This window comes from Allobosea lathyri (genome assembly GCF_900108245.1).
GTDB classification, from domain to species: domain Bacteria; phylum Pseudomonadota; class Alphaproteobacteria; order Rhizobiales; family Beijerinckiaceae; genus Allobosea; species Allobosea lathyri.
Window position 1 is genome coordinate 322,388 of sequence record NZ_FNUY01000007.1, and the last position, 24,451, is coordinate 346,838.

The following is a 24,451-nucleotide window of genomic DNA, read 5'->3' on the forward strand; positions in this document are numbered from 1 at the left end:
GTTTCTCCCGAACGTCCTGTCTTGTTGTCAGGACGATAGACGCAGGCGGGCGCGATGGGAAAGCAATCAGCCATAGGCTTATGGGAGAAGCTGGAAACTGCGCCGGGCGGCGCGACGAAAGGCTCGCACCGCCTTGCGAGTTGGTTTAGGTCTGATCCATCAAATCCGGGGGGATGAGGCGATGTCCGCACCGAAAGTCGCGCCACAGATCGAAGCCGCGGAGCCGGACCGGGTCTGGTTCCGCTTCATGCGGCTGCATCAGCGCATGCTCCTGCAGATGACGGCCCGCATCCGCACGCTCGGCCTCTCGATTCCGCAATTCGACCTGCTCTCGACGCTGACCGAGCGCGAGGGCATCAGCCAGAGCGAACTCGCGGAACGCCTCTACGTCACCAAGGGCAATGTCTCCGGCCTCGTCGACCGGCTGGTCCAGGCCGGCCTCGTCGAGCGCCGCGCCATTGCCGGCGACCGGCGCTCCTACGCCATGCATCTGACGCCGGAAGGCCGCCGGCTGGCCGAAGCCGGGATCAGGACGCAGCGCGACTTCGTGGCCAGCACACTCGGCAAGATGCCCGGCCCCGACCTCGCCGAACTCGATCGGCTTGTCCTGCTCTGGCGCGATTTCGCCCGGGCCGTCGATGCGGATCCGGCGTCGTAATGCCAGCCATCGATCTGACGGCGTCAGCGACATCGCTGCGGCAGGGCCTGCTCACCCGGCGCTTCACGGCCTCCGAATTGCTGGAGGCGACCTTCGCCCGCATCGACGCTCTCAATCCCGGCCTGAATGCGATCGTCGCGCAGGATCGCGCGGCGGCGCGGGCGATGGCGCAAGCCTCCGATGCAAGGCTGACTGGTGGCACGGCCCGCGCTCTTGAGGGGCTGCCGGTCACGATCAAGGACGCCTATGACGTCGCCGGACTGCCATCCTCGGGCGGCCTCCCGGCCTATCGCGAGCGCGTGCCGACGGAGGATGCCGTTGCTGTCGCAAGGCTGCGCGCAGCCGGCGTCGTGATCATCGGCAAGAGCAACGTCCCGGTCTTTTCGGGTGATTTCCAGAGCTACAACCCCGCCCATGGCGTGACCAACAATCCCTGGAGCGCCGCCCATTCGCCTGGCGGCTCATCGGGTGGCGCAGCCGCTGCGGTCGCAACCGGCATGAGCGCCTTCGAGCTCGGCTCCGATCTCGGCGGCTCGATCCGCTGGCCGGCCCATGCCTGCGGCGTCTTCGGCCTCAAGACGAGCTGGGGGCTGGTCTCGACCTGGGGCGCGATCCCGCCGCCACCGGAGCGGCGCACGCCGCGCAATGTCGACCTGATGGTCGCCGGTCCGATCACGCGGGCAGCCGAAGATCTTGATCTGATCCTGGCCGTCCTCGCAGGCCCGCGCGATGCCGCCCTGCCCGGACCCGAACTGGTGCCGCCACGCGCGACCAGCGCACGCGGTCTGCGCGTCGCGCTCTGGGCCGATGATGCCTTCGCGCCCGTTGATGCCGAGGTCTCAGCCGCGGTGCGCGAGGCGGCGCGCCGGTTGGCCGATGCCGGCGCGATCGTCAGCGAAACCGCCCGTCCGTCGATCCGCTTCGCCGAGGCCTTCGAGGTCTACGCCCTGCTGAACCATGCGGTCGTCGCCTATGGCCTGCCGCCGAAGGTGAGAGCCCGCATCCAGGCGCAGGCGGCCGGTTTCAGCACCAACGACCTCTCGCATCAGTCGCTGCAGGCCCGTGGCGCGCGCATGACGCCCGGCCTCTATCAGCAAATCTCGCAGCGGCGCATCGCGCTGAAACGGCAATGGGCGCGCTTCTTCCAGAACCATGACGTACTGCTCTGCCCGCCTGCCCCGGTCGCGGCGATTCCGCATGATCACAGCCCCGACATTCATGCAAGGCGGCTGATGGTGAACGGCGAGCCGCGCCCCTATCTCGACTTCCTGCTCTGGGCCTCGCTCGCCACCGGCGCCGACCTACCGGCTCTGAGCGCCCCGGTCAGGCGCTCGATGTCAGGGCTCCCGCTGGGCGTGCAGATCGTCGCGCCGATGGCTGAGGACCGTACCGCCATCGCCGTCGGCGCCATGCTCGAACAGGCCGGTTGCGGCTTCACCGCCCCCGCGCTCGCTGAGGACTGAGCACCGCGTCGCAGAGTCTGCGCCGCAGCGCCGTCCTGCGCCAGAGTCTGCCACCCCTTGCGTGAAAATCGCTCAGCGCTTGCGCGGCTGCGGGTCTATGGTCGCATAAGTGATCCATAAAAAATCGGGAGCCGCACGATGCTGTCCAACCTCGCCGTCAGGGATATCGAGACCCTGGTCCATCCCTATACCAACCTGGCGACACATCGCGAGACCGGCCCCCTCGTGCTGGAAAGCGGCAAGGGCGTCTTCGTCACCGATTCCAACGGCAAGGAATACATCGAGGGCATGGCCGGCCTCTGGTGCACCTCGCTCGGCTACTCCAATCAGGAGCTGGTGGACACCGCCACCGAGCAGATGAAGAAGCTGCCCTTCACCCATATCTTCGGCGGCCGCAGCCATGATCCGGCGATCGAGCTGGCCGAGAAGCTGAAGGAAATCGCGCCCGTTCCGATCTCCAAGGTGTTCTATGGCGCCTCGGGCTCCGACGCCAACGACACCCAGGTGAAAATCGTCTGGTACATGAACAATGCGCTCGGCCGGCCGCAGAAGAAGAAGATCATCTCGCGCCTGAAGGGCTATCATGGCGTCACGGTGGCCTCGGCCTCGCTGACCGGCCTGCCCAACAACCACATCGATTTCGACCTGCCGCTGCCCGGCTTCCTCCACACCTCCAGCGCCCATCACTACCGCTTCGCCGAAGCCGGCGAGAGCGAGCAGGACTACTCGTCGCGGCTGGCCGCCGAGCTGGAGGAGATGATCCTGCGCGAGGGGCCCGACACGGTCGCCGCCTTCATCGCCGAGCCCGTCATGGGCGCCGGCGGCGCGATCACCCCGCCCGAGGGCTATTTCGAGAAGATCAACGCCGTCCTCGCGAAATACGACATCCTCTTCATTGCCGACGAGGTCATCACCGGCTTCGGCCGCACCGGCAACATGTTCGGCACCACGACCTACGGCATGAACGCCGACACGATCTCGCTCGCCAAGCAGATCACCTCGGCCTATTTCCCGCTCAGCGCCGTGATGATGAACGACACGGTCTACCAGGCGCTCGTCGACCAGAGCCGCAAGATCGGCACCTTCGGCCACGGAAACACCTATGCCGGCCACCCCGTCGGCTGCGCCATCGCGATCAAGACCCTTGAAATCTACAAGCGCGACAAGATCGTCGAGCATGTCCGCAAGGTCGAGCCGACCTTCCTGCGCTGCCTCACTGCCCTGGCCGACCATCCGCTGGTCGGCGAGGCCCGCGGCGTCGGCCTGATCGGCGGCGTCGAACTCGTCAGCAACAAGGCGAGCAAGGCCCCGTTCGAAGCCAAGAAGGGCGTCGGCGCCAAATCCGTCCTCTTCGCCCAGGAGGAAGGGCTGATCACCCGCGCCATGGGCGACCGCGTCGCCTTCTGCCCGCCGTTGATCATCACCGAGGCCGAGATCGAGGAGATGTTCAGCCGCTACAAGCGGGCTCTGGACAAGACCCTCAACTGGGTCAAGGCGGAAGGGCTGCTCGCAGCCTGAGGCGCCGTATCGATTTGTTCACGAATGTGGCGGCAAGCTGAAGGCCGGCATAGATCGCCACGAACAAATCATGATGACGCCTCGCCGTGGTCCTGATCAACAGTCAGATTGCTGCGTGTCGATGGCCAGGAACCGTCGACATGCAACATTTAATGAAGTCAGGAGCCATGATTCCTCTCAATCCGCGCAGCACCGCGCCCCGTTCCGCCAGTTTCCACGATGCGACCGCTAGGGAAACCTATGCCTCGTGGTTCCGCCCGATTGCGATTCCTGCTGTCGCGGCTGGAACAAGGCAGGTGTCCCGGACGTTGGAGAGGAAGAGCGAGGATCGCAGGGTCGATATTCCCGGTGTTCTCCGCGACGACTTCGACGACTGATCGACGTAGCTTCTATCTCGAGACCCCTCCATGCTTGACCGGCGCAGAGTTCTGAAGACTCTCGCCGGTCTTTTTTTCGCCGCGTTCGGTACGACCGCCTATGCCGCCGCCTGGGAGCCGCGCGAACAGCGCGTGACCCGGTATCGCCTGACCCCCTTTGGCTGGCCCAGCGGCAAGCGCCTGCGCCTCGCGGTCATTTCCGATCTGCATGTCGGCGGCCTCCACGTTCCGGTCTCCCGTGTCGCCGAGATCGTGGCGACGACCAACGCACTCGAGCCGGACATGGTCCTGCTCCTCGGCGACTTCGTCGCCAGCCGTACACGGCGCGCCTCGGATCCACCCATGCAGGATTGGGCAGCAGAGCTCGCCCAGCTCCGGGCCGCAAATGGCGTCTTCGCCATACTCGGCAATCATGACTGGTGGCATGACCCCCCGACGCAGAAGAACCGGAGCGGGCCGACACAGGTCGGCGCGGCCCTGCAGGCCGCCGGCATCACGGTGATGGAAAACCAGGCGATCCGGCTCGACAGCGCGGCAGGTCCGCTCTGGCTCGCAGGTCTCGGCGACCAGATCGCCTTTCTGCCACGCCGGCGAGGCTTTCCCCATGGCGTCGATAACCTCGCCGGCACCTTGGCGCAGATTCCCGAAGACGGCGTGCCCGTCATCATGATGGCGCATGAGCCGGATGTTTTCGCGAGGATGCCGGGCCGCGTCAGCGTTACCCTTTCGGGCCATACCCACGGCGGCCAGGTTCGGCTGCTCGGCTGGTCGCCGATCGTGCCGTCGCGCTACGGCAATCGCTACGCCTATGGCCATGTCCACGAGAACGGCCGCGATCTCGTCGTCTCCGCCGGAATCGGCACGAGCCAGATCCCGATCAGGTTCGGAATCCCACCGGAGATCGTGTTGGTGGAGCTGGGGTAATTGCGGTCAGCCGTAGATTAAGACAGCGCGCCAGCGATCGTTCGTGAGTTCGCCAACGCGAGTCGCATGGCGTGGCGGTCGAGAACCGGAGCGGAGCGGACATCGGTCCGTGAGCACCGGAAGCGCAGACCGCCGCGTCAGGCGGCCGCGCTGGTAGAATTCAAGAATGATCGCTCAGGACACGACGACCTTGGCGCCGACGGGCACCCGGTTGAACAGGTCGATCGCGTCGATATTGCGCATCCGGATGCAGCCTGACGAAGCCGAACGGCCGATCGTCTCGGGCTCGTTGGTGCCGTGGATGCGGTAGAGCGTGTCGTGACCGTTCTGGTACAGGTAGAGCGCGCGCGCGCCGAGCGGGTTCTCGGGACCGCCATTCATCCCGCCAGCGACAGGCTTGAGATGCGGCCAGCGCGCGACCATCTCGGCCGGCGGAGTCCAGCGCGGCCATTCCGCCTTGCGCTGCACGGTCGCCTCGCCGGTCCAGCCGAAGGCCTCGTCGCCGGTGGCGACGCCGTAGCGGATCGCCTTCTTGTTCGGCAGGACGTAATAGAGGAACTTCTCTTTGGTATCGACGACGACGGTGCCGGGAGGCTGCCCGGTAGGGTCCGTGATCTCGTAAGGCAGATGTGTCAGTTCGGTCTCGAACTTCGGCACCAGCGCGATATATTCGGCATCCCGTTCGGACAAAGCGGGCGCATTCACGCTCTTGTATTGGCAGGCGCCCAGAAGGGACGCCAGCGCCAAGGCAACAATCACGTTCTGTTTCATGACTTCCACCAGCGCGACCCGAAGGCAGCCTTTATGATGAATCAAAAGTTAACGCTTCGTGTCTTCGGGACGCGCTGCGACATCGAATACCTGTCGAAGCTCTAGGGCCGAAACAATCAAGGCGCAATCAAGTTCCCTGTATGGCAAGCCAATCCGCCGCTTCCATGAAGACCGTGGCAAAGCGGTCACGCTCGGCTGTGCCTGGCGACCAGAAATAGGCTGAACTCCCGTGACGACACTCCTGATCACCCATTCCGCCGGCCTCCAGCATGCGACGCCACAGGGCCACCCCGAGCGCGCCGAGCGTCTGCGCGCGGTCGAGATGGCGCTGGAGGATGAGCGCTTCGCCGCGCTGGCGCGCGCAACCGCTCCTCTCGGAACACTCGATCAGGTCACGCTGTGCCACCCCCTCGCCTTCGCCGAGGCCCTGATGGCGGCGGCCCCGGAAACCGGGCTGATCCAGATCGAGGCCGACACGATGATGTCGCCGGGCACAATGGAGGCTGCGCTGCGCGGCGTCGGCGGCGCGGTGTACGCGGTCGACGAAGTGATGACGGGCAAGGCGAGCAACGCCTTCTGCGCCATGCGCCCGCCCGGCCACCATGCCGAGAGCGTCAAGGCGATGGGCTTCTGCTTCTTCAACAACGCAGCCATTGCCGCCCGCCACGCCCAGCGCGCCCATGGGGTGGAGCGCGTCGCCGTGGTCGATTGGGACGTGCATCACGGCAATGGCACGCAGGAGATCTTCTGGGACGATGCCAGCGTGCTCTATGCCTCCGTCCACGAAATGCCGCTCTATCCCGGCACGGGCGCGGTCTCCGAGCGCGGCCAGCACGGCACCATCGTCAACGCCCCACTGCGCAGCGGCGATGGCTCGGACGAATTTCGCGACGCCTTCGAAAGCGCGCTGCTACCGCGCATCGCAGCCTTCCAGCCGGATCTGATCATCATCTCGGCTGGGTTCGACGCGCACTGGCGCGATCCGCTCGCCAACATCAACCTGCGCGAGCCCGATTTCGCCTGGGCGACACAGGAGTTGATGGCGCTCGCCGATCGTCACGCCGGCGGCCGCCTCGTCTCGATCCTGGAGGGCGGCTACGATCTCGAGGGGTTGTCGAAATCGGCCGCCGCCCATGTCATGGCGCTGATGCGGGGGTGAAGCCCCTCACTCCAGCGGCTGCGTGTCCGCGATCTCGATACCAAAACCGCTTAAGCCCACGAAGGAGCGCGGCGACGAGGCGAGGTTGACGATCGAGGCGACACCGAGATCGCGCAGAATCTGCGCGCCAAGGCCAACCTCGCGCCATTGCTGCGACCGCTGGGCGTCCGACCCGTCCTCGACGCTCTTGATCGGGACGCCGGCCGACCCGTCGCGCAGATAGATCAGCACTCCGCGCCCGTCGTGCTGGAAGCGCTTCAGCGCGCACTGGATCGAGGGCGCGCCACCCAGCACGTCCTCGACGACATTGGCCCGGTGCAGCCTGGCGGGCACCTTCTCGCCATCGCCGATCTTGCCCATGACGAAGGCGAAATGCTGCGTATCCTCGAATGGCGTGATGTAGACATGCCCGGTCATCTCTCCGAAGGCGGTCTTGACCGGGAACGAGTGCACGCGTTCGACCAGCTTCTCGCGCGACTGGCGATAGGCGATCAGGTCGGCCACCGTGATCTGCTTCAGGTCGTGCTTCTGGGCAAACGCCGTGATCTGCGCGCCCTTCATCACCGTGCCGTCGTCATTGGCGAGTTCGCAGATGACTCCGACCGGCGGCAGGCTGGCGAGCTTGCAGAGATCGACCGCCGCCTCGGTATGGCCCGAGCGCATCAGCACGCCGCCATCCTTGGCGATCAGCGGGAAGACATGGCCCGGCCGCACGAAATCGGTCGCGCCCATATTGCCGTTGGCAAGAGCGCGCACCGTGTTGCAGCGTTGCTCGGCCGAAATACCGGTGGTCAGCCCGTGCTTGACATCGACCGTGATGGTGAAGGCCGTGCCCAGCGGCGCGTCGTTGGACGACACCATCGGATCGAGCCGCAGCCGCCTCGCCTCGCCCGAGGTCAGCGGGGCGCAGACGATGCCGCAGGTGTTGCGGATGATGAAGGCCATCTTCTCCGGCGTGCAGAGCGAGGCGGCGACGATGAGATCGCCTTCATTCTCGCGATCGTCGTCATCGGTGACGATGACGATCTCGCCCCGGGCGAAGGCTTCGATGGTATCGCTGACATGGCTGGTCATGTTTGCCTCGCGCGGCCCGGACAGGCCGAGGAAATCATTGGGAGTGACAGAGCCGCCGGTGGCGGCGGCGATGCGTTCGGCGCTTTCGCGCGAAATCCAGGCGCTCTGGTCGTTGCAGAGCGCCGTCACGCTAGCCGGCGATAGGCCGACCTGCCGTGCGAAGGCGCTACGGCCGATCTTGTTCTGGGTGAGCCAGGCGTCGAGCTTCATGACGCGAAGCTAATGCGGAATATCTTCACTTGCAATGAATGGCACATAAAATTTCAGCGATACTGAAATAACATCCTCGCCGTCATCCCGGACAAGTCGCGTAGCGGCGCCGATCCGGGATCCATCGGAGGGCTCGGAGCTCTACGATGGATCCCGGATCTTCGCTTCGCTGCGTCCGGGATGACGGCCCGAATGGAGAACCGAACTCAGCCCTCGAATGGCCAGCGCGGCTCGATCACACCCACCTGCGCGCGATGGCGCAGGTAATGATCCGCCAGCACGCAGGCCAGCATCGCCTCGCCGACGGGCACGGCGCGGATGCCGACGCAGGGGTCGTGGCGGCCCTTGGTGAACATCTCGGCCTCGCCGCCGGTGCGGGTCACGGTCGCCCGGGTCGCCAGGATCGAGGATGTCGGCTTCACGGCGAAACGCGCCACGATCGGCTGGCCGGTCGAGATCCCGCCCAGAATGCCGCCGGCATGGTTGGAGAGGAAAAGCGGCCTGCCGTCATTGCCGGCGCGCATCTCGTCGGCATTCTCTTCGCCCGAGAGCTCGGCGGCGGCAAAACCCTCGCCGATCTCGACACCCTTGACCGCATTGATGCTCATCAGCGCAGAGGCGATCTCGGCGTCGAGCTTGCCGTAGATCGGCGCGCCCAACCCGGCCGGAACGCCCTCCGCGACGATCTCCAGCACGGCGCCGATCGAGGAACCGGATTTGCGGATGCCGTCGAGATATCTCTCGAACAGTGCGGCCGCCTCGGCATCGGGGCAGAAGAACGGGTTGTTGCCGACCTCGTTCCAGTCCCAGTTGTTCCGGTCGATCTTGTGCGGTCCCATCTGGACCAGCGCGCCGCGCACGATCATGCCGGGAACGACCTTGCGCGCGATCGCGCCGGCCGCGACCCGCATCGCCGTCTCGCGCGCCGAGGAGCGCCCGCCGCCGCGATAGTCGCGAATGCCGTACTTCACGTCATAGGTGAAGTCGGCATGGCCGGGCCGGTACTTGTCCTTGATGTCCGAATAATCCTTCGAGCGCTGGTCCACATTGTCGATCATCAGCCCGATCGAAGTGCCGGTCGTGAGCTGTGGGCCGTCCCCCTCGGCGAAGACGCCGGAGACGATCCGAACCTGATCCGGCTCCTGCCGCTGCGTCGTGAAGCGCGATTGCCCGGGCCGGCGGCGGTCGAGATCTTGCTGGATATCGGCCTCGGTCAGCGGCAGCAGCGGCGGGCAGCCATCGACGACACAGCCGATGGCCGGCCCATGGCTTTCGCCGAAGGTGGTGACGCGGAAGAGATGGCCGAAGCTGTTGTGGGACATGGAGAGCCTGGGATTTCGATCGAATGGCTCTTAATCGGCTTTGCCGCCGATTGAAACTCTGCGCATTGCAGGGCAGCGCCGCAAAGATTATATCATGACCAACTAACTGGTCAGGAGCCAATCATGGATAGCGTGAGTTTGGCCGATGCGAAGGCCCATCTCAGCGAGTTGGTTGATCGTGCGATCGCAGGTGAGGAGATCTGCATCACACGCCGCGGGACGCCTGTAGCGCGCCTCACGCCGATCAGGCCAGCCAAACGGCGCATCGACATTGCCGAGCTTCGCGCGGTGACCGAAGGCAGCACGCCGCAGACTGAAAGCGCCGGCGAGTTCATGCGACGCATGCGCGACGACGCACGCTATTGAAAATCTATATCGACACATCCGTCCTCGTCTCGGCCTTGACCGAAGAGGCCGAGACGACGCGCACGCAGCAATGGCTTCACGATCAGGAGCCCGACACACTCTTGATCAGCGAATGGGTGGCGTCGGAATTCTCTGCAGCACTCTCGATCAAGGTGCGAAACCGAAAGATCGAAGCTGATATGCGCGATCGCGCGCTTACCGCTTTTCGACGGCTTTCGGCGGAAGTTTTCGAGGTCCTGCCTGTTCGTTCCCTGCATTTCCAGCGCTCGGCCCATTTTGCCGATCAGGACGCGCTTGGCTTGCGGGCCGGTGACGCGCTGCATCTCGCTATTGCCAGCGATTGCGAAGCTCTGCTGTGCACGCTCGACCGCCGACTTGCCGAGGCGGGCCTGCGCCTCGGTCTGAAAACGCAACTGCTATGAGCGCTGGCGCAAGACCGTTGCGGACCAAGCGACGCGACTGATCCTCGCCCTCAATGCGCTTTCGCCGGCACGGCCGGTGCACCTTCCCAGCGCGTATGCGCCGGCAGGTTTTCGCCCTTCATGATGACCGTCAGCAGGCCGATCTGCGCGTAGTCGCCGACATGGGTGTCGTAGAGCACGGTCGCGCCGGCACCGACGCAGACGCCCTTGCCCAGCCGCACCCGCCCGACCTTCATCACGCGATCCTCGTAGAGATGCGTCTGCAGCGCCGAATGGGCGTTGACGGTGCAGAAATCGCCGACCTCGATGCAGTCGAACTCGGTGATATCGGTCGAGTCTAGCCAGACGCCCTTGCCGTATTTCGCGCCGAACAGCATCAGGAACCAGGGCAGGAACGGCGTACCGCGCAGATAGTCGAACAGCACCTTGCCGCCCAGGCCCCAATACATCACGGCCACGGCCTCGGTGCGCATCGCCCAGAACGACCACATCGGCTTCATCAACGGCTTGTAGACGCCCATCATCAGCCATTTGATCGTCGCGCAGATCAGCGCCTGCGTCACCGCGATCAGCATCGCCACGCCCATGAAGGAGAGCACGAGGCCGACCCAGTCGTGCTCGTTGATCTTCTGCTGCAGCACGAGATCCACCGCGATCGTGCCGAAGGTGATGAACAGCATCGCCGGGAACGAGGTGTGGAGCGCCTCGAAGCCGGCGCGCGCGAGCTGCTTGCCGATCGAGGGCTTGTAGGTCCAGTCCGCGCCGAGATCGACCTTCTGCCGCGTCGGCAGCTTGATCGGCGGCGAGCCGAACCAGGTGTCGCCGGGTTGCATCAGCGCGTTGGCCGGCGGCTTCGACTTGATGCCGATCAGCACGCGATCGGGGATGATCGCGCCCGGCGGCACCACGGCGTCATTGCCGACGAAGACCTGCTCGCCGGTTCGCGTCGCGTCGAGGCGCATATAGCCCCGGCGCATGTCCTCGTCGCCGAAGACAACCTCATCGGCGATGAAATTGCCCGCTCCGATCCCGGTCAGGTCATAGCGCCCGGAGAGATTGGTCGAGATTTCGGCGCCCTTGCCAATCTTGGCGCCCATCAAGCGATACCAAAAGCGCATGTAGATCGTCGCAAACAGCGAGGACAGTGTCTCGAGCGTGACCTCCGTCGCCAGCGCCACCGTCCATTTACGGGCGTAGAAGCCCGAATGGATCGAATAGGAGCCCGATGTCACCCGCGGCAGGATCGCCCAGCGCAAGGCGGCCATCAGCAGCACCGTGAAGGCGATCAGCCCGATCGCGGTCGGCCAGGTCAAGATCGGCAGGTACCAGAGGTAGCTGATGTCCGACCATGTCGCGATCCAGTCGTCGATCTTGTCGAACAGCCAGAAGGCCGGAAAAATCGGCAGCAGGCTGACAGGCGGCAGCACCACCAGCATCAGGATGTAGAACGCCGTCATCAGGGCGCGCCGGCGCGTGCTCGCCTCGGCCTGGGGCGGCAGCGACGCGACATCGACGACGCCGATCTTGCGCCCCGGAGAGCCGTCCCAGATTTCAGCCTCGCCGATTCTGGTGCCCGGCGCGATCGCCGTGAGGTCGCCGATCTCGGCATGATCGCCGACGGCGGAGCCGTGGCCGAATACCACCGAGGCGCCGGCCGAGACGTCCTTGCCGATCGTGATCCGGCCGATGATCAGCTTGTCGCCGATCGCCTCGCCATTGGCGAAGGTGGTCTTGGAGCCGAAGGTCGAGCCATCGCCGATCTCGATCAGGTCGATGGCCCCGGCCTCATAGTCGGAGATGATGACGTCGCGGCCCACCTTGGCGCCGAGCATGCGCCAGTAGAAGCGCATCACCGGCGTGCCCTGCAGCCATTTGATATGGACGAGCCCGGCCACGCGCGCAGCGAACCACCAGCGGAAATAATACACGCCCCAGAGGGGGTATATGCCAGGCTTGGTGCGGCCGAGCACGAGCCATTTCAGCGCGATCGCGAGGATTCCGGTGACGATGGTGATCGCGACGTAGACGCCGAGCAGCGCGAAGACCTGGCCCGGCAGCGAGAGCTCCTCGCCCGAAAGCAGCATGTAGGTGACGAAGATGCCGAGCCACTGCGCCGTCGACAGGCCGATGATAATAGGCAGCACAGCCGCCTGCGCGAGGCCGCACAGGAACCGGCGCAGGAAAGGCGGCGGCGTGAAGGACAGGTCCTCGGCTTCGGCAATGCCGCGGCCATCGAGCAACGCCGCCATGCCGCGCAAAGTCCGCGCGCCATAGACGTCCTGCAGCGTGATGCCGGCATAGGCGGGGGTTTCGCGGACGATCGAGATGAAGCGCGCCGCCAGCAGCGAGTGGCCGCCGAGATCGACGAAGAAATCCGCCTCCAGCGGCAGGCTCGATGCCCCCAGCACCCGCTTGGCGGCGTCCAGCAGCGCGGCCTCGGTGGCGTTGCGCGGCGGTTCCTGCTCGCCTGCGGCGCTCGGCGCCGTCAGCGGCGCCGCCTTCAGCATCTTGCGGTCGACTTTTCCCGAGACCATGCGCGGGAGCGAGCCGACAGCCTCGAAATGCGCCGGCACCATATAGGGCGGCAGCTTGTCGCGAAGCGCGGCGCGCAGGGCCGCGCCATCGACCGCGATTCCGGGCTCGGCCACGACGAAGGCGACGAGGCGCTCGATCTCGTCATCGGTGCGCAGCACGACGGCCGCCTGGTTGACGCCGGGCTCGTCGGCGAGCTTCGACTCGATCTCGCCGAGTTCCACCCGGAAGCCGCGGATCTTGATCTGGTCGTCGATACGGCCGTGGAAGACGATATTGCCGGCATCGTCGAGGCTGACCGCATCGCCCGAACGGTAGAGCACCGGGTCTTCGCTGCCCCCGAACGGATTGGCGATGAACTTCTCGGCCGTGAGCTCCGGCCGGCCATGATAGCCCTTGGCGACGCCGGGGCCGCCGATCAGCAATTCGCCCTGCTCGCCGGGCGCCACCAGCGCCATCGCCTCGTTGACGACATAGGCGGTGTAGTTGGCGATCGGCTTGCCGATGGTGACGATCTCGCCAGGCAGCACCTCGGCGGCGGTGGCGACGACCGTCGCCTCGGTCGGACCATAGGTGTTCAGGATGCGCCGTCCCGGCCGCGACCATTTCTGCACGATCGCCGGCGGCAACGCCTCGCCGCCGAGCAGGATCAGGCGCAGCGACGGCACGTCGGACGGCAGGATGCCGAGCAGGGTCGGCACGGTGTCGATCACGGTCACGCCGGCCTGCGTCAGCAGCGCCGGCAGCTTCTCGGCATCGCCCATCGTTTCCGGGCTCGCCACATAGAGCGTCGCGCCGACGAGATAAGGCGTCCAGATCTCTTCCATCGACAGGTCGAAGGCGACCGATGCGCCCTGGAACACGATGTCGTCGGGTCCGAACTCGTAGAACGCGTTCCCGGAACGCAGGAAATGACAGATGTTGCGATGGCTGATGACGATCGCCTTGGGCACGCCGGTCGAGCCCGAGGTGTAGATCAGATAGGCCGGGTGATCCTTGGACAGGCCAGCGGCCCGGCCCGGCAGCGCGACGCCATCGTCGTTCGAGGCCAGCCCTTGCGGCGTCCAGACCGTACGGTCCGTATCGGCCGCGCGCCCGCACCATTCGGGTGAGGTCACCAGACCCTTGGCGTTGGCGTCGTCGAGGCAGGTGGCGATGCGCTCGACGGGCGCTTCCGCATCGAAAGGCACCCAGGCGGCACCGGCGCGGGTGATCGCGATCTGGGCGATCAGCAGGTCGATGCCGCGCGGCATCCACAGGCCGACCATGTCGCCCGGCCCCACGCCCGCCAGCGCAAGCCCGCGCGCCTGCCGGCCGGCTGCCGCCCAGACCTCGTCATAGCTCAGCTGCTGCGTGCCATCGACCAGCGCCGGATGGGAGCCCCGTGTCGCGACGGTCGCGGCGAAGATCTCGCCGAGCACCTCATCGCGTATCAGATCCGGTCGCTTTTCGCCCGCCAGCATCGCCAGCGGAAGCGCGGTTGCCGCATCTGCCGTCACCGACAGGTTGCTCAAATCGTTCATCGCGCCCCGCTGTGGACAGGCTATGGAGATGGGGGATCAGGAGCTGCTGCGCCCGCCGCCATGCATCCGTGAACCTGGCACACACCTTTTAAAGAAACCCGGAATTTTCGTACCGTTCGGTACGATTTTCCGAATGAGCCCCCCGGCCGAGCAAGCCGCTGCTCCACGGCGCCCTGCTAGCATATTCGTGGTGCAAAAGCACGGCTGAACCCGCGATGAACGAGGCAGGCCGGGGCCGTTAAAGCCAGTCGGCGGTGCTACCGGAAACGATCAGCAGCTTGCCCTGCCAGATTTCGACCAGGGCGGCTTTCTGGGGCGGAACGGCGCCCACAAGCGCCAGCACGGCGCGAGCGACGCCACCATGGCTGACGATGACGGTCTCGCGCTTGAGTTCGGCGAGAACGGGCCTGACACGCTCGGCCAGCATGAAATAGCTCTCGCCGCCGGGCGGGACGAAGCTCCATTTGTCGCGTTCGCGCAGCTGCGCCTGCTCGCGCTCGGCCTTGCGGACATCGCGCCAGGTGTAGCCTTCCCAGGAGCCGAAGGTCAGCTCGCGCAGCCGGTCGTCGACGCGGTATTCGCCCGCTGAAAGCACCAGCTCGCGGCGCAGGATGTCCATGGTCTCGCGGGCCCGCAACATCGGCGAGCCGATGAAATCGAGGGCGGCAAAATCCGGCACGAGTTCACGCAGCCGGCCAGCCGCTTCGGCCGCCTGTTGCCGGCCAAGCTCGTTGAGCGGAATGTCCTGCCCACCCTGCAGCCGGCCCTCACGATTCCAGTCCGTTTCGCCGTGACGGACGAGGATAAGCCGGTGCGGAAGCGAGATCGGGATCATCAGGGGCTTCTGCACGCTGGGGCCTGCCGCGTCAAAGCCTTGGCGGGGCTGAACGCCATGCGTCGCGGCCATGGCGACATGATGTCGCTTCTTTCTGTTGGCCCATCGTCGAACGGCTGTGTATAGGCGGCTCTCCGCCGTTGCAGATGGTTTCCATGCCCCCGGCTCTCACCTTGCCCGATGGTCGCAGGCTTCGCCTCGACGCGATGCCCCTGCTCATGGGCGTCGTCAACGTCACTCCCGATTCGTTTTCCGATGGCGGCCAGTTCGGCAATGCCGGCGAGGCGGTGGCTCATGGCGACAGGCTGGTCTCGGAGGGCGCCGACATCATCGATATCGGCGGGGAATCCACCCGCCCCGGCCATGTCGTCATCGATGTTGCAACCGAGCTCGCCCGCGTGCTCCCGGTGATAACCGGCTTGCGCGAACGCAGCGCGATCCCGATCTCGATCGATAGCTGGAAGGCGGAGGTTGCCGACGCGGCACTTGCCGCCGGAGCGTCGATCGTCAACGACGTCTGGGGCTGCCAGCGCGATCCCGCCATCGCAGGCGTCGCGGCCCGCAAGGGCGCCCCGATCATCGTGATGCACAATCGCGATACGATCGATCCCGCGCTCGACATCTTCGACGACGTGCTGCGTTTCCTGGAGCGCTCGATCGCCATCGCGACGACTGCCGGCGTCGCCCGCGACCAGATCGTGGTCGATCCCGGCATCGGCTTCGGCAAGACGCCGCGCCAGAACCTCATGCTGATCCGCGATCTCGACCGTCTGAAGCAGCTGGGCTGCCCGATCCTGCTCGGAGCCTCGCGCAAATCCACCATAGGCCATATCACTGGGCAGACGGTCGCGGCCGAGCGCCTGGCCGGCAGCATCTCCGCCCATCTTTACGGCGTGTCACGGGGCGCGGCGATCATCCGCGCCCATGACGTGCGCCCCCATCTCGACGCGCTCAAGGTCTGGGCCGCCATCGCCGACAGCGCAGAGGTAAGCCCGTGAGCGAAACCGGCAGCATTCTCATCGAGAAGCTCGATATCTACGCCTATCACGGCTTCTTCTCGGAGGAGGAGCGGCTCGGGCAGCGTTTCGTGCTCGATCTCGTCCTGGCGGTCGACATCCGCGCCTCGGCGATGAGCGATTCGCTTGCCGACACCGTGAATTACGGCGATGTCGTCGCCGTCGTGACGAAGGCCTTTACGGCCCGGCGCTTCAATCTGCTCGAAGCTGCCGCGCGTGCCGTTGCGATCGCGGTTCTCGACGGTTTCCCGCCGGTCAACCGCGTCGAGATCACGCTGCGCAAACCCGCCCCGCCAATCCATGCGACGCTCGCCGCGGTCGGCATCAAGCTGGATTTCCGGCGTGAAGACTGAGGCGACGCTGGGTTTCGGCGGCAATCTGGGCGATCCCGTCGCCGCTTTCGCCCGGGCGCTGCGCAGCATCGCGGGTCATCCGGCGATCGCGCGCAAAAGCCTGTCGAGCGTTTATCGCACGCCGCCCTGGGGCAAGCTCGACCAACCGGAATTCCTCAATATGGCCGCGCTGGTCGAGACCGATCTGTCTCCCGCCGACCTGCTGGCCTTCTGCCTGGAACTGGAACGCGAAAGCGGCCGCGAGCGCCGCGAACGCTGGGGGCCGCGCACCCTCGACATCGACATCCTGACTTATGGCGACACGATCATCGACCAGCCCGGCCTGCAGATCCCGCATCCGCGCATCGCGGAGCGTGCCTTCGTGCTGGCTCCGCTGGCGGAAATCGCCCCCATGCTGGAGATCGGCGGCCAGAGCGCAGCCTATCTCCGCGACAAGCTCGCCGACCCTACGGTCAGGCCGGATGCGGAGGCGACACAGCGCCTGAAAAGGATGCTGGACTGAATCCGATAACACCGCGCAATCCTCGCACCATTGTGTAGCCGGTTAACCGTCATCCCACGCATCTGCCGGGACGACGTTGCGTCATCGCGATCATAGGCGCAGGACACTGCCGCTGCAGGCGACAAGTCGGAGCCTGGCCCGCGAGAACGCCATCATGACTTTCGCCCGTCCCCTCGCCGCGGCCTTCGCCGCCGCGCTTTTGATGATCGCGCCGGCCTTCGCGAAAAACTTCGCGGTCCCGACCAAGAACCCCGCCGTCACCATCACCGTGCCCAACGACTGGAAGACCCAGGAAATCGAATACGGCTATTCGGCCCGGCCGAAGGACGAGTCGGTGTTCTTCTCCGTCGAATTCGCCGACGCCCGCAACATCGACAAGATGATGGCGACCAACGATGCCTGGATGAAGGACAACAAGATCAAGAAGGTCGAGCCGATCAAGGTCGATGCGCCGCTGAACGGCATCCCGGCGACGATCTTCCAGTATCGCACGACCGACGAGAACGGCCCGACCAAGGTCGATTTCATCCTGCTGCCGGCCGGAGAAAACCGCGTGATCATGCTGACCGTCTGGGGCTCGGACGAAGAGCGCGAGACCCATGGCAAAGAGCTCGACGCCATCTTCGGCAGCATCAAGGCGATCAACTGATCACGACGACCGCCGGCTCCGGATCAATACGGAGCCGGTTGGCGCAGCATAAGCGCCTCCCCGTCATTGCGAGCACAGCGAAGCAATCTAAGGGTTTGCGCGAGCCCCTGGATTGCTTCGCTGCGCTCGCAATGACGGGGAATGCCGCCGGCATCGAGACAGGATCGATCCGGCCCCTATTCCTCATAGATTTCGCGCATGACCCGCAGGACGCTGCTGAGCACGGGCGCCGGAACCTCGCCGAGCCGTTTGACCAGCCGCCTCCTGTCGATCGAACGGACCTGCTCGGCCCGGACGAGGCCGTCCTTGCCGGCAAACGTCACGGGGATGCGATAACCTGCCGGGCGGCTGGCCGAAATCATGGGAGCCACGATCACCGTCCTCAGATAGTCGTGGATTTCCGCAGGCGAGATAACCAGGCAGGGTCGTGTTTTCCGGATTTCGCTACCGACCGTAGGGTCGAGCGATGCAAGCCAGACCTCACCTCGCTTCACCATACCAGCTGATCGTCATCATCATTGGCGAATTCAGGCCAGACCAACCCGTCATCGCCCTCGGCCGCCAGGCGCTTCGAATCCTCGGCCCATCCGGCGCGCACCGGCTTGGCCAGCGGCTGGATCACGATTCGTCCGTTCTCGACGGTGAGGTCGATACTGTCCCCGGCCTTGGCGCCGATCTCGGCCAGCATCGGCTTGGGGATCACAACTCCAGCGGAGTTCCCGATCTTCTTGAGCGAGCTATGCATGACCCGATCCTCCCTGAAGGGTGGATCATAAGCTCGCAGCGGCAGCGTTACAACAATGTTAGAACAACGCAGGTGCCAGCGGCGCCCCTTGCTCGCTCACTCGCCCTTGTCGAGCGTGATGTCGGGCGCTGTCGGCACCTTCATGCCGACGACATGATAGCCGGCATCGACATGCAGGATTTCGCCGGTGATGCCGCGCGACATGTCGGAGACCAGGAACACCGCGGTCTCGCCGACCTCCTCGATCGTCACAGTCCGACGCAGCGGCGAGTTGTACTCGTTCCAGCGCAGGATGTAGCGGAAATCGCCGATGCCCGACGCGGCCAGCGTCTTGATCGGCCCGGCCGAGATCGCATTGACGCGGATCTTGGAGGGGCCGAGATCTGCGGCCAGATACTGCACGCTCGATTCGAGCGCGGCCTTGGCGACGCCCATGACGTTGTAATGCGGCATCCACTTCTCCGCGCCGTAATAGGTCAGCGTCAGCATGGAGCCGCCATCGGTCATCAGCTTCTCGGCGCGCTGGGTCACGGCGGTGAAGGAATAGCAGGAGATCAGCAGCGACTTGGTGAAGTTCGCCTCGGTCGTCTCGACATAGCGCCCGGTCAGTTCGTCCTTGTCGGAGAAGGCGATGCAGTGGACGACGAAGTCGAGCTTGCCCCAGAGCTTTTCGATCTCTGCGAACACCGCATCGATCGAGGCCGAATCGGTGACGTCGCAATGTCCAACGACATGGCCGCCGAGCTGCTTCGCCAAGGGCTCGACGCGCTTCTTCAGCGCATCGCCCTGATAGGTGAAGGCGAGTTCGGCGCCGGCATCCGCAGCCGCCTTGGCGATACCCCAGGCGATCGAGCGGTTGTTCGCGACGCCCATGACAAGGCCCCGCTTGCCCCTGAGCAGATTGGCGGTCGACGGGGCGGCAGGATTGGAATCAGGCATGAGAGACCCGCGAACTGGACGAAGTGGAGGGTCTCTTAGATCATGACGGCGAAAAGTGGAAACCGGTTTTCGCCACGGCGCAGCCGGATTGCTAGCCGGCAGGTGCAACCGCGTCCGCCGGCTTCCTACTCCGCCCTCGCCTTCATCAGGGCAGTGAGCTCGGCGTCGCTCTCCGGCATTTCGATGTCGATCGCGACGAAAAGGTCGCCGACAGCGCCCGCCTCGCCCTTCAGCCCCTTGCCGCGCAGGCGGAACTGCTTGGTCGTTCCCGTCAGCGGCGGAATGCGCATCTCGACGGCCCCCGTCAGCGTCGGGACATGTAAGGGCCCACCGAGAACCGCCCTGGCGAGTGGCACCGGAACGCGCGTGCGCAGATCGTTGCCCTCGACCGTGAAACGCGGATCGGGCTTGATCTTGATCGTCATCATGACGTCGCCGGCCTGCCCCGAGAACGGGTCGGGCTGGCCGAGGCCGCGCAGGCGCATCACCTTGCCGTCGGCCACGCCTTCGGGGATCGTGACCTCGACCTCGCGCCCGCCCGGCAGCCTGACGCGCCGCGTCGCGCCCGCGACGGCCTGCGCCAGCGTCACCTCCAGGGTGAAGCTCTGCTCCGGCGGCTTCTGGGCCTCGGGCCGGGCCTTGCTGGCGCGCCGCGCCGCATCGCCGAACAGCGAGCCGAAGATGTCGGCGGGGTCGAAGCCCGCCTCCTGCCCGCCCCGTCCGGGGTGGCCGCCCTGGCCGAAATTGAACTCGAAGCCGCCGGCCCGGCCACCACGGCCCGCGCCCATGCCCTCGAAACCCTGGAACTTGGGCTTGCCCTCGCCATCGATCTCGCCGCGGTCGAACTGCTTGCGCTTGGTCTCGTCGCCGAGAATCTCATAGGCGCTGTTGAGTTCGGAGAAGCGGTCCTGTGCCTTTGGATCACCCTGATTGCGATCGGGATGCAGATCCTTGGCACGGCGGCGGTAAGCCTTCTTGATCTCGGCCTCGCTCGCCGCTCGAGCGACGCCCAGAATCTGATACGGGTCGCGCATTCATGAACCCCATTCGCACAACACTGAAGATTAAAGCCGGTCGGGCCGCTCGCGAGGAGCCGGCCGTCATACTGCCTTATCTGGGAATGGTGTGGCTTGAACGCAACATCTGGGCTTGCAGATCGACGAGATACCCACCGTCCAGCCGGCAGGCTTGCTCAGCTCAGGCCCTTCCAGGGCTCCATATCCTTGACCGCCCACTCCCCGCCGGACGGCCGGCAGGCCGTTCCCTGCAGCTTGGCGGGCTTGGTCTGGGTCTGCACGCTCGCAATGAAGGCGCGGCAGATTTCGTCGGAGCGCAGGAAAGGGCCGCCGACTGGGATGAAGGAGCCCTTGACGCCGCTTTGGGGATTGTCCCACGAAACGGCTGCGCCATTGCCCTGCGGATCGAGCGCAACAGCCATGGCGCCATCGGCCCGGCGCAGATCCTCTGGACCGAGCTCGGTGGCAAGCGACGCGAGCGCGCCGGGCTTGTTCGAGCCGCGCGAGGGCAGGACCGAGGAGGTCGTCACGACCTCGTCCTCGCTCTTGCTGGAAAGGCCCAGAATCGGGAAAGACACCGAGCAGCCGGCACACACGAATGCGACACACATTGTCGTCAGCGCAGCGAGCGGACGCATGGGTGCAACGCATCGATGAAGGCTTTGGAACGCCCCCGCCGCTGGCCTATATAGATTTGCTGTCCAACCCCAGATCACCAAATGCGCTCGCCCGACGCCTAACCCTGAACTTGCCGAGGATTAAACACGTGGAACGGTTAACGAGCGGTGACTTCACGCAGGAACAGGAGCCTTTCGCGCTGTTCCGGACCTGGCTGGACGAGGCGACGAAGTCCGAACCCAACGATCCCACCGGAATGGCACTGTCGACGGTCGACGCCGACGGCATGCCCAACAGCCGCATGGTGCTGCTGAAGGGCTATGACAGCGACGGCTTCGTCTTCTACACCAATACGGAAAGCCAGAAGGGCGAGGAGCTGCTCGGCCAGGGCAAGGCCGCCGCCCTGTTCCATTGGAAGAGCCTGCGCCGTCAGGTCCGCATCCGCGGCCCGGTCGCGATGGTGACCGATGCCGAGGCCGACGCCTATTTCAAGTCGCGACCGCGCGACAGCCGGATCGGCGCCTGGGCCTCGCAGCAGTCGCGCCCGCTGGAAAGCCGATTCGCACTTGAGAAGGCTGTCGCCAGCTACGCCGCGAAATTCGGCCTGGGCGAAATTCCGCGTCCGCCGCACTGGACCGGCTTCCGCATCGAACCTGTCTATATCGAGTTCTGGCGCGACGGCGCTTTCCGTCTGCATGACCGCGTCGTGTTCCGCCGCTCCACGGCATCGGAGCCCTGGACGCGCACGCGCCTCTACCCCTGAGGATCTGATCTCCATGGCGATGCCGAAATTCGACTTTCCCAAGACCGAGCAGGGCAAGCGTCCGGTCATGCTGCTGACCGGCGCGAGCCGGGGCATCGGCCATGCCACGGTGATGCAGTTCGCCATGGCGGGCTGGCGCATCCTGTCCTGCTCGCGCCAGGCCTTCTCGGAGAAGTGCCCCTGGCCGTCGGGCGCCGACGACCACATCCAGATCGACCTCGGCGACCCCGAGGACACGATGCGCGGCATCGCCGAGATCAAGAAGCGGCTGGCAGCCGAAGGCGGCAAGCTCAACGCTCTCGTCAACAATGCCGGCATCTCGCCCAAGGGCACGAAGGGCGCGCGGCTGGGCGCCGCCACCACCTCCTTCAACGACTGGCACAAGGTCTTCCAGGTCAACTTCTTCGCGCCGATCATGCTGGCGCGCGGCCTGCTCGACGAATTGACGGTGGCCAAGGGCGCGATCGTCAATGTCACCTCGATCGCAGGCTCACGCGTCCACCCTTTCGCAGGCGCGGCCTATGCGACCTCGAAGGCGGCGCTCGCCAGCCTGACCCGCGAGATGGCGGCCGATTTCGGCCCGCTCGGCATCAGGGTGAACTCGATCTCGCCCGGCGAAATCGACACGGCCATCCTCTCGCCCGGCACCGAGAAGATCGTCGCCACCCTGCCGCTGCAACGTCTCGGCAAGACCGACGAGGTCGCCAAGGCGATCTATTTCCTCTGCACGGACGCCTCGAGCTACGTCACCGGCTCCGAACTCCACATCAATGGCGGGCAGCACGTGTGAGTGACGGCAGCGGCCAGGTCATTCGCTTTCCCGCAGCGGGCAAGGCGCCGGCAAGGCCGGTTCTCGCGGCCTCCGTCGCCGTGTTCCGGGACGGGAAAGTCCTGCTCGCAACGCGCACCAAGCCGCCGGCCGACCAGCTCTGGTCACTGCCCGGCGGCAAGGTCGAGGCCGGCGAGACCCTGGAAGAGGCAGCTCTGCGCGAACTCGACGAGGAAGTCGGAGTTCAGGCCCGCATCCTCGGCTTCAACCGCCATGTCGAGATCTTCGGCCGCGACGCCAAGGGCGGCGTGACCCATCATTTCGTCGTCGCCTCCTTCGTCGGCGAATGGCTCTCGGGCGAGCCCCGGACAGGGCCGGAAGCCGGCGCGGTGATGTGGGCCGATCCGCTGAAGCTCGGTGGCCTGCCCACCACGCGCGAGCTCGGCGACGTCCTGCGGCGCGCCCACCAGATTCGCCTGGAAGCCGGGGCCGGATCGTGAGGCGCGCGGCGCTCTGGCTGATGGCCGGTCTGATCGCCGCGGCGCAGCCGGCCCCGGCATCGGCCCAGCAGCGCCAGCAAGCGCCGGCCAAACCTGTGGAACCCGCGCCCGCGCCCGAGCCGCCCCCGCCGCCCTATGAGCCGCAACTGCTCAAGCTCGCGGAGATCATGGGATCGCTGGCCTATCTGCGCACGCTCTGCGCCGGTAAGGAGGCCCAGGACTGGCGCGCGCGCATGGCAGCACTGATCGAGGCGGAGGGGCGCACGCCGCAACGCCAGGAACGTCTGACCAGCGCCTATAATCGCGGGTTCCGGGCCTATTCGGTGACGCATCGGGCCTGTACCGATGGCAGCCAGGAGGCATCCTCCCGCCTCGCCAGCGAAGGTGAAAGACTGTCGCGCGCGCTCGCCGGGCGTTACGGCGGATAGGCGACAAGCCCGGCGCAATCGCCCCTTGCGACGATCTGCCCGAAAGCAAGATGCGGTCGGGGAGAAAATCGATGCGGAATGGACGGTTTGGAGCAACGGAGCGCATGCGTCGACAATCAGCTGATTCAGTGCGATTTGCGCGACCGTGTTAACCTTTCTTAAACACGCCTGTAGCGTCCCGCTCTGGCACGGCTTATGAATCGCATGACGTCAATCGTCGCGAACCGGGGCATAACCGGAGCGATTCGCATCAGGCAGCCGCAGAGTTCGTAGCCTTCATGTCCATCTTCCCAGACGATATGCCACACGATTTGGCCCTCTCCGAAGATCATGGCGATGCACGCCGCGTCGCCTATGGCTATGTCGAGGATGCCTTCGCCGAGGCCCAGCAGGACGGGCTCGATTCCGACGCGCTGGCCCATGCCGCGCTCTTCGCCGCCTTCCGCACGCTGGTCGAGACCTATGGCGAGGAGGCGACTGCCGTCTTCGCCGAAGCCTTGCCCGAGAAGCTTCGCGGCGGAGCCTTCAGCAGCGGCACCCGGCACTAGAGTTACTTCGCGACAGGTCACTTCAGAAGGCGGTCATCCCGGACAAGCCGCATAGCGGCGCCGATCCGGGATTCGTTCCGGAACCTCTATCGTCAAGGCTCCGGAATGGATCCCTGTTTGTCAGATTCGTGTCATGTTTGGTGCGGGCGGGAAGCCGTTGGATCCCTGGTGGGGAACACCGTGTTCCGGCTCGGTTCCCGCCCGCGTTGCGTAACCCCATCCTGAACAGTTGACCGAGGCCGCTAGCACCGGACCTCGCAGCACAGGGACAGGCACCATGACCATACACCCCTGCTTCATCGGTTGCGATATCGCCAAGCATCATCTCGATCTGTTCGACGAGACGAGCGGGCAGAGCCTTCGCATCGCCAATACGGGCGCGGCGATCGCAAGCTGGCTGTCGTCCTTCGACAGCCGCACCGGCTTCGTCGCCTTCGAGGCGACCGGCCCT

The 24,451-nt window shown here is 65.6% G+C and carries 26 protein-coding genes; 16 read left to right on the forward strand and 10 right to left on the reverse strand.

What is annotated here, in order from left to right; translation table 11 throughout:
* Window positions 1–181: 181 nt before the first annotated feature.
* The 4 genes from C4S73_RS18135 (at window position 182) to C4S73_RS18155 (ending at window position 4,940) form a co-directional block, all read left to right on the forward strand.
* A complete protein-coding gene (locus tag C4S73_RS18135) occupies window positions 182–658 on the forward strand; it encodes a MarR family winged helix-turn-helix transcriptional regulator (protein ID WP_103873905.1) in 477 nt (158 codons plus the stop codon).
* Complete coding sequence (locus tag C4S73_RS18140; protein ID WP_103873906.1) at window positions 658–2,121, forward strand: amidase family protein; 1,464 nt, start codon at window positions 658–660, stop codon at window positions 2,119–2,121. The genes C4S73_RS18135 and C4S73_RS18140 overlap by 1 nt, the downstream gene beginning before the upstream one ends.
* 138 nt (window positions 2,122–2,259) lie before the next feature.
* Complete coding sequence (locus C4S73_RS18145; protein WP_103873907.1) at window positions 2,260–3,639, forward strand: aspartate aminotransferase family protein; 1,380 nt, start codon at window positions 2,260–2,262, stop codon at window positions 3,637–3,639.
* Between the two features lie 407 nt (window positions 3,640–4,046).
* On the forward strand, window positions 4,047–4,940 hold the full coding sequence (locus tag C4S73_RS18155; protein WP_103873909.1) for a metallophosphoesterase: 894 nt from the start codon (window positions 4,047–4,049) through the stop codon (window positions 4,938–4,940).
* A gap of 174 nt (window positions 4,941–5,114) precedes the next feature.
* Here the strand turns inward: C4S73_RS18155 and C4S73_RS18160 are convergent, their stop codons facing one another.
* Entirely contained in the window at window positions 5,115–5,711 is a 597-nt protein-coding gene (locus C4S73_RS18160) for a L,D-transpeptidase (RefSeq protein ID WP_103873910.1), read from the reverse strand.
* Between the two features lie 229 nt (window positions 5,712–5,940).
* Between C4S73_RS18160 and C4S73_RS18165 the strand changes: the two genes are divergently transcribed.
* Window positions 5,941–6,870 (forward strand): histone deacetylase family protein, encoded by a 930-nt coding sequence (locus C4S73_RS18165; RefSeq protein ID WP_103873911.1) that lies wholly within the window; start codon window positions 5,941–5,943, stop codon window positions 6,868–6,870.
* Window positions 6,871–6,876: 6 nt separating this feature from the next.
* Here the strand turns inward: C4S73_RS18165 and ribB are convergent, their stop codons facing one another.
* A complete protein-coding gene (ribB, locus tag C4S73_RS18170) occupies window positions 6,877–8,154 on the reverse strand; it encodes a 3,4-dihydroxy-2-butanone-4-phosphate synthase (RefSeq protein WP_103873912.1) in 1,278 nt (425 codons plus the stop codon).
* A 206-nt stretch (window positions 8,155–8,360) separates the two neighbouring features.
* Window positions 8,361–9,476, reverse strand: coding sequence for a chorismate synthase (gene aroC, locus C4S73_RS18175; RefSeq protein WP_103873913.1), 1,116 nt, complete (start codon window positions 9,474–9,476; stop codon window positions 8,361–8,363).
* A gap of 123 nt (window positions 9,477–9,599) precedes the next feature.
* On the opposite strand from aroC, the gene C4S73_RS18180 reads away from it, so the two are divergent.
* Together C4S73_RS18180 and C4S73_RS18185 are read left to right on the forward strand one after the other, a co-directional pair.
* On the forward strand, window positions 9,600–9,842 hold the full coding sequence (locus C4S73_RS18180) for a type II toxin-antitoxin system Phd/YefM family antitoxin (RefSeq protein WP_103873914.1): 243 nt from the start codon (window positions 9,600–9,602) through the stop codon (window positions 9,840–9,842).
* Window positions 9,843–9,844: 2 nt separating this feature from the next.
* On the forward strand, window positions 9,845–10,264 hold the full coding sequence (locus C4S73_RS18185) for a type II toxin-antitoxin system VapC family toxin (protein ID WP_200828045.1): 420 nt from the start codon (window positions 9,845–9,847) through the stop codon (window positions 10,262–10,264).
* 50 nt (window positions 10,265–10,314) lie between these two features.
* Here C4S73_RS18185 and C4S73_RS18190 read toward each other — a convergent pair whose 3' ends face one another.
* A complete protein-coding gene (locus C4S73_RS18190) occupies window positions 10,315–14,319 on the reverse strand; it encodes a Pls/PosA family non-ribosomal peptide synthetase (RefSeq protein WP_103873916.1) in 4,005 nt (1,334 codons plus the stop codon).
* A 238-nt stretch (window positions 14,320–14,557) separates the two neighbouring features.
* Window positions 14,558–15,169 carry a histidine phosphatase family protein gene (locus C4S73_RS18195; RefSeq protein ID WP_244595650.1) on the reverse strand — a complete coding sequence of 204 codons (612 nt, stop codon included), beginning with the start codon at window positions 15,167–15,169 and terminating at the stop codon, window positions 14,558–14,560.
* Window positions 15,170–15,300: 131 nt separating this feature from the next.
* Here C4S73_RS18195 and folP point away from each other — a divergent pair, with 131 nt between their 5' ends.
* From folP to C4S73_RS18215, 4 genes are all read left to right on the forward strand, one after another.
* Window positions 15,301–16,152, forward strand: coding sequence for a dihydropteroate synthase (folP, locus tag C4S73_RS18200; RefSeq protein WP_103873971.1), 852 nt, complete (start codon window positions 15,301–15,303; stop codon window positions 16,150–16,152).
* Window positions 16,149–16,523 (forward strand): dihydroneopterin aldolase, encoded by a 375-nt coding sequence (gene folB, locus C4S73_RS18205; protein WP_160115827.1) that lies wholly within the window; start codon window positions 16,149–16,151, stop codon window positions 16,521–16,523. The genes folP and folB overlap by 4 nt, the downstream gene beginning before the upstream one ends.
* Complete coding sequence (gene folK / locus C4S73_RS18210) at window positions 16,471–17,025, forward strand: 2-amino-4-hydroxy-6-hydroxymethyldihydropteridine diphosphokinase (protein WP_103873918.1); 555 nt, start codon at window positions 16,471–16,473, stop codon at window positions 17,023–17,025. The genes folB and folK overlap by 53 nt, the downstream gene beginning before the upstream one ends.
* Before the next feature lie 154 nt (window positions 17,026–17,179).
* Complete coding sequence (locus tag C4S73_RS18215) at window positions 17,180–17,674, forward strand: hypothetical protein (RefSeq protein ID WP_103873919.1); 495 nt, start codon at window positions 17,180–17,182, stop codon at window positions 17,672–17,674.
* Window positions 17,675–17,850: 176 nt separating this feature from the next.
* Here the strand turns inward: C4S73_RS18215 and C4S73_RS18220 are convergent, their stop codons facing one another.
* From C4S73_RS18220 to C4S73_RS18240, 5 genes are all read right to left on the reverse strand, one after another.
* The gene (locus C4S73_RS18220; RefSeq protein ID WP_103873920.1) at window positions 17,851–18,171 is read right to left on the reverse strand and encodes a type II toxin-antitoxin system PemK/MazF family toxin; all 321 of its coding nucleotides are present in this window, start codon (window positions 18,169–18,171) and stop codon (window positions 17,851–17,853) included.
* Window positions 18,165–18,419: an AbrB/MazE/SpoVT family DNA-binding domain-containing protein gene (locus C4S73_RS18225; protein WP_103873921.1), complete on the reverse strand. Its 255-nt coding sequence runs from the start codon at window positions 18,417–18,419 to the stop codon at window positions 18,165–18,167. The genes C4S73_RS18220 and C4S73_RS18225 overlap by 7 nt, the downstream gene beginning before the upstream one ends.
* A 96-nt stretch (window positions 18,420–18,515) precedes the next feature.
* Complete coding sequence (gene fabI / locus C4S73_RS18230) at window positions 18,516–19,358, reverse strand: enoyl-ACP reductase FabI (RefSeq protein WP_103873922.1); 843 nt, start codon at window positions 19,356–19,358, stop codon at window positions 18,516–18,518.
* Between the two features lie 125 nt (window positions 19,359–19,483).
* The gene (locus C4S73_RS18235) at window positions 19,484–20,392 is read right to left on the reverse strand and encodes a DnaJ C-terminal domain-containing protein (RefSeq protein WP_103873923.1); all 909 of its coding nucleotides are present in this window, start codon (window positions 20,390–20,392) and stop codon (window positions 19,484–19,486) included.
* A gap of 158 nt (window positions 20,393–20,550) precedes the next feature.
* Window positions 20,551–20,952 carry an RT0821/Lpp0805 family surface protein gene (locus C4S73_RS18240; protein ID WP_244595653.1) on the reverse strand — a complete coding sequence of 134 codons (402 nt, stop codon included), beginning with the start codon at window positions 20,950–20,952 and terminating at the stop codon, window positions 20,551–20,553.
* Between the two features lie 188 nt (window positions 20,953–21,140).
* On the opposite strand from C4S73_RS18240, the gene pdxH reads away from it, so the two are divergent.
* The 5 genes from pdxH (at window position 21,141) to C4S73_RS18265 (ending at window position 24,000) form a co-directional block, all read left to right on the forward strand.
* On the forward strand, window positions 21,141–21,755 hold the full coding sequence (pdxH, locus tag C4S73_RS18245) for a pyridoxamine 5'-phosphate oxidase (protein WP_244595654.1): 615 nt from the start codon (window positions 21,141–21,143) through the stop codon (window positions 21,753–21,755).
* A 67-nt stretch (window positions 21,756–21,822) separates the two neighbouring features.
* Window positions 21,823–22,545, forward strand: a complete 723-nt coding sequence (locus C4S73_RS18250; protein ID WP_103873973.1) for an SDR family NAD(P)-dependent oxidoreductase — start codon at window positions 21,823–21,825, stop codon at window positions 22,543–22,545.
* Complete coding sequence (locus tag C4S73_RS18255; protein ID WP_244595655.1) at window positions 22,542–23,024, forward strand: NUDIX hydrolase; 483 nt, start codon at window positions 22,542–22,544, stop codon at window positions 23,022–23,024. The genes C4S73_RS18250 and C4S73_RS18255 overlap by 4 nt, the downstream gene beginning before the upstream one ends.
* Window positions 23,021–23,452 carry a TIGR02301 family protein gene (locus tag C4S73_RS18260; protein ID WP_103873925.1) on the forward strand — a complete coding sequence of 144 codons (432 nt, stop codon included), beginning with the start codon at window positions 23,021–23,023 and terminating at the stop codon, window positions 23,450–23,452. The genes C4S73_RS18255 and C4S73_RS18260 overlap by 4 nt, the downstream gene beginning before the upstream one ends.
* Before the next feature lie 311 nt (window positions 23,453–23,763).
* Entirely contained in the window at window positions 23,764–24,000 is a 237-nt protein-coding gene (locus C4S73_RS18265) for a hypothetical protein (protein WP_244595656.1), read from the forward strand.
* The last annotated feature ends 451 nt before the right edge of the window (window positions 24,001–24,451 follow it).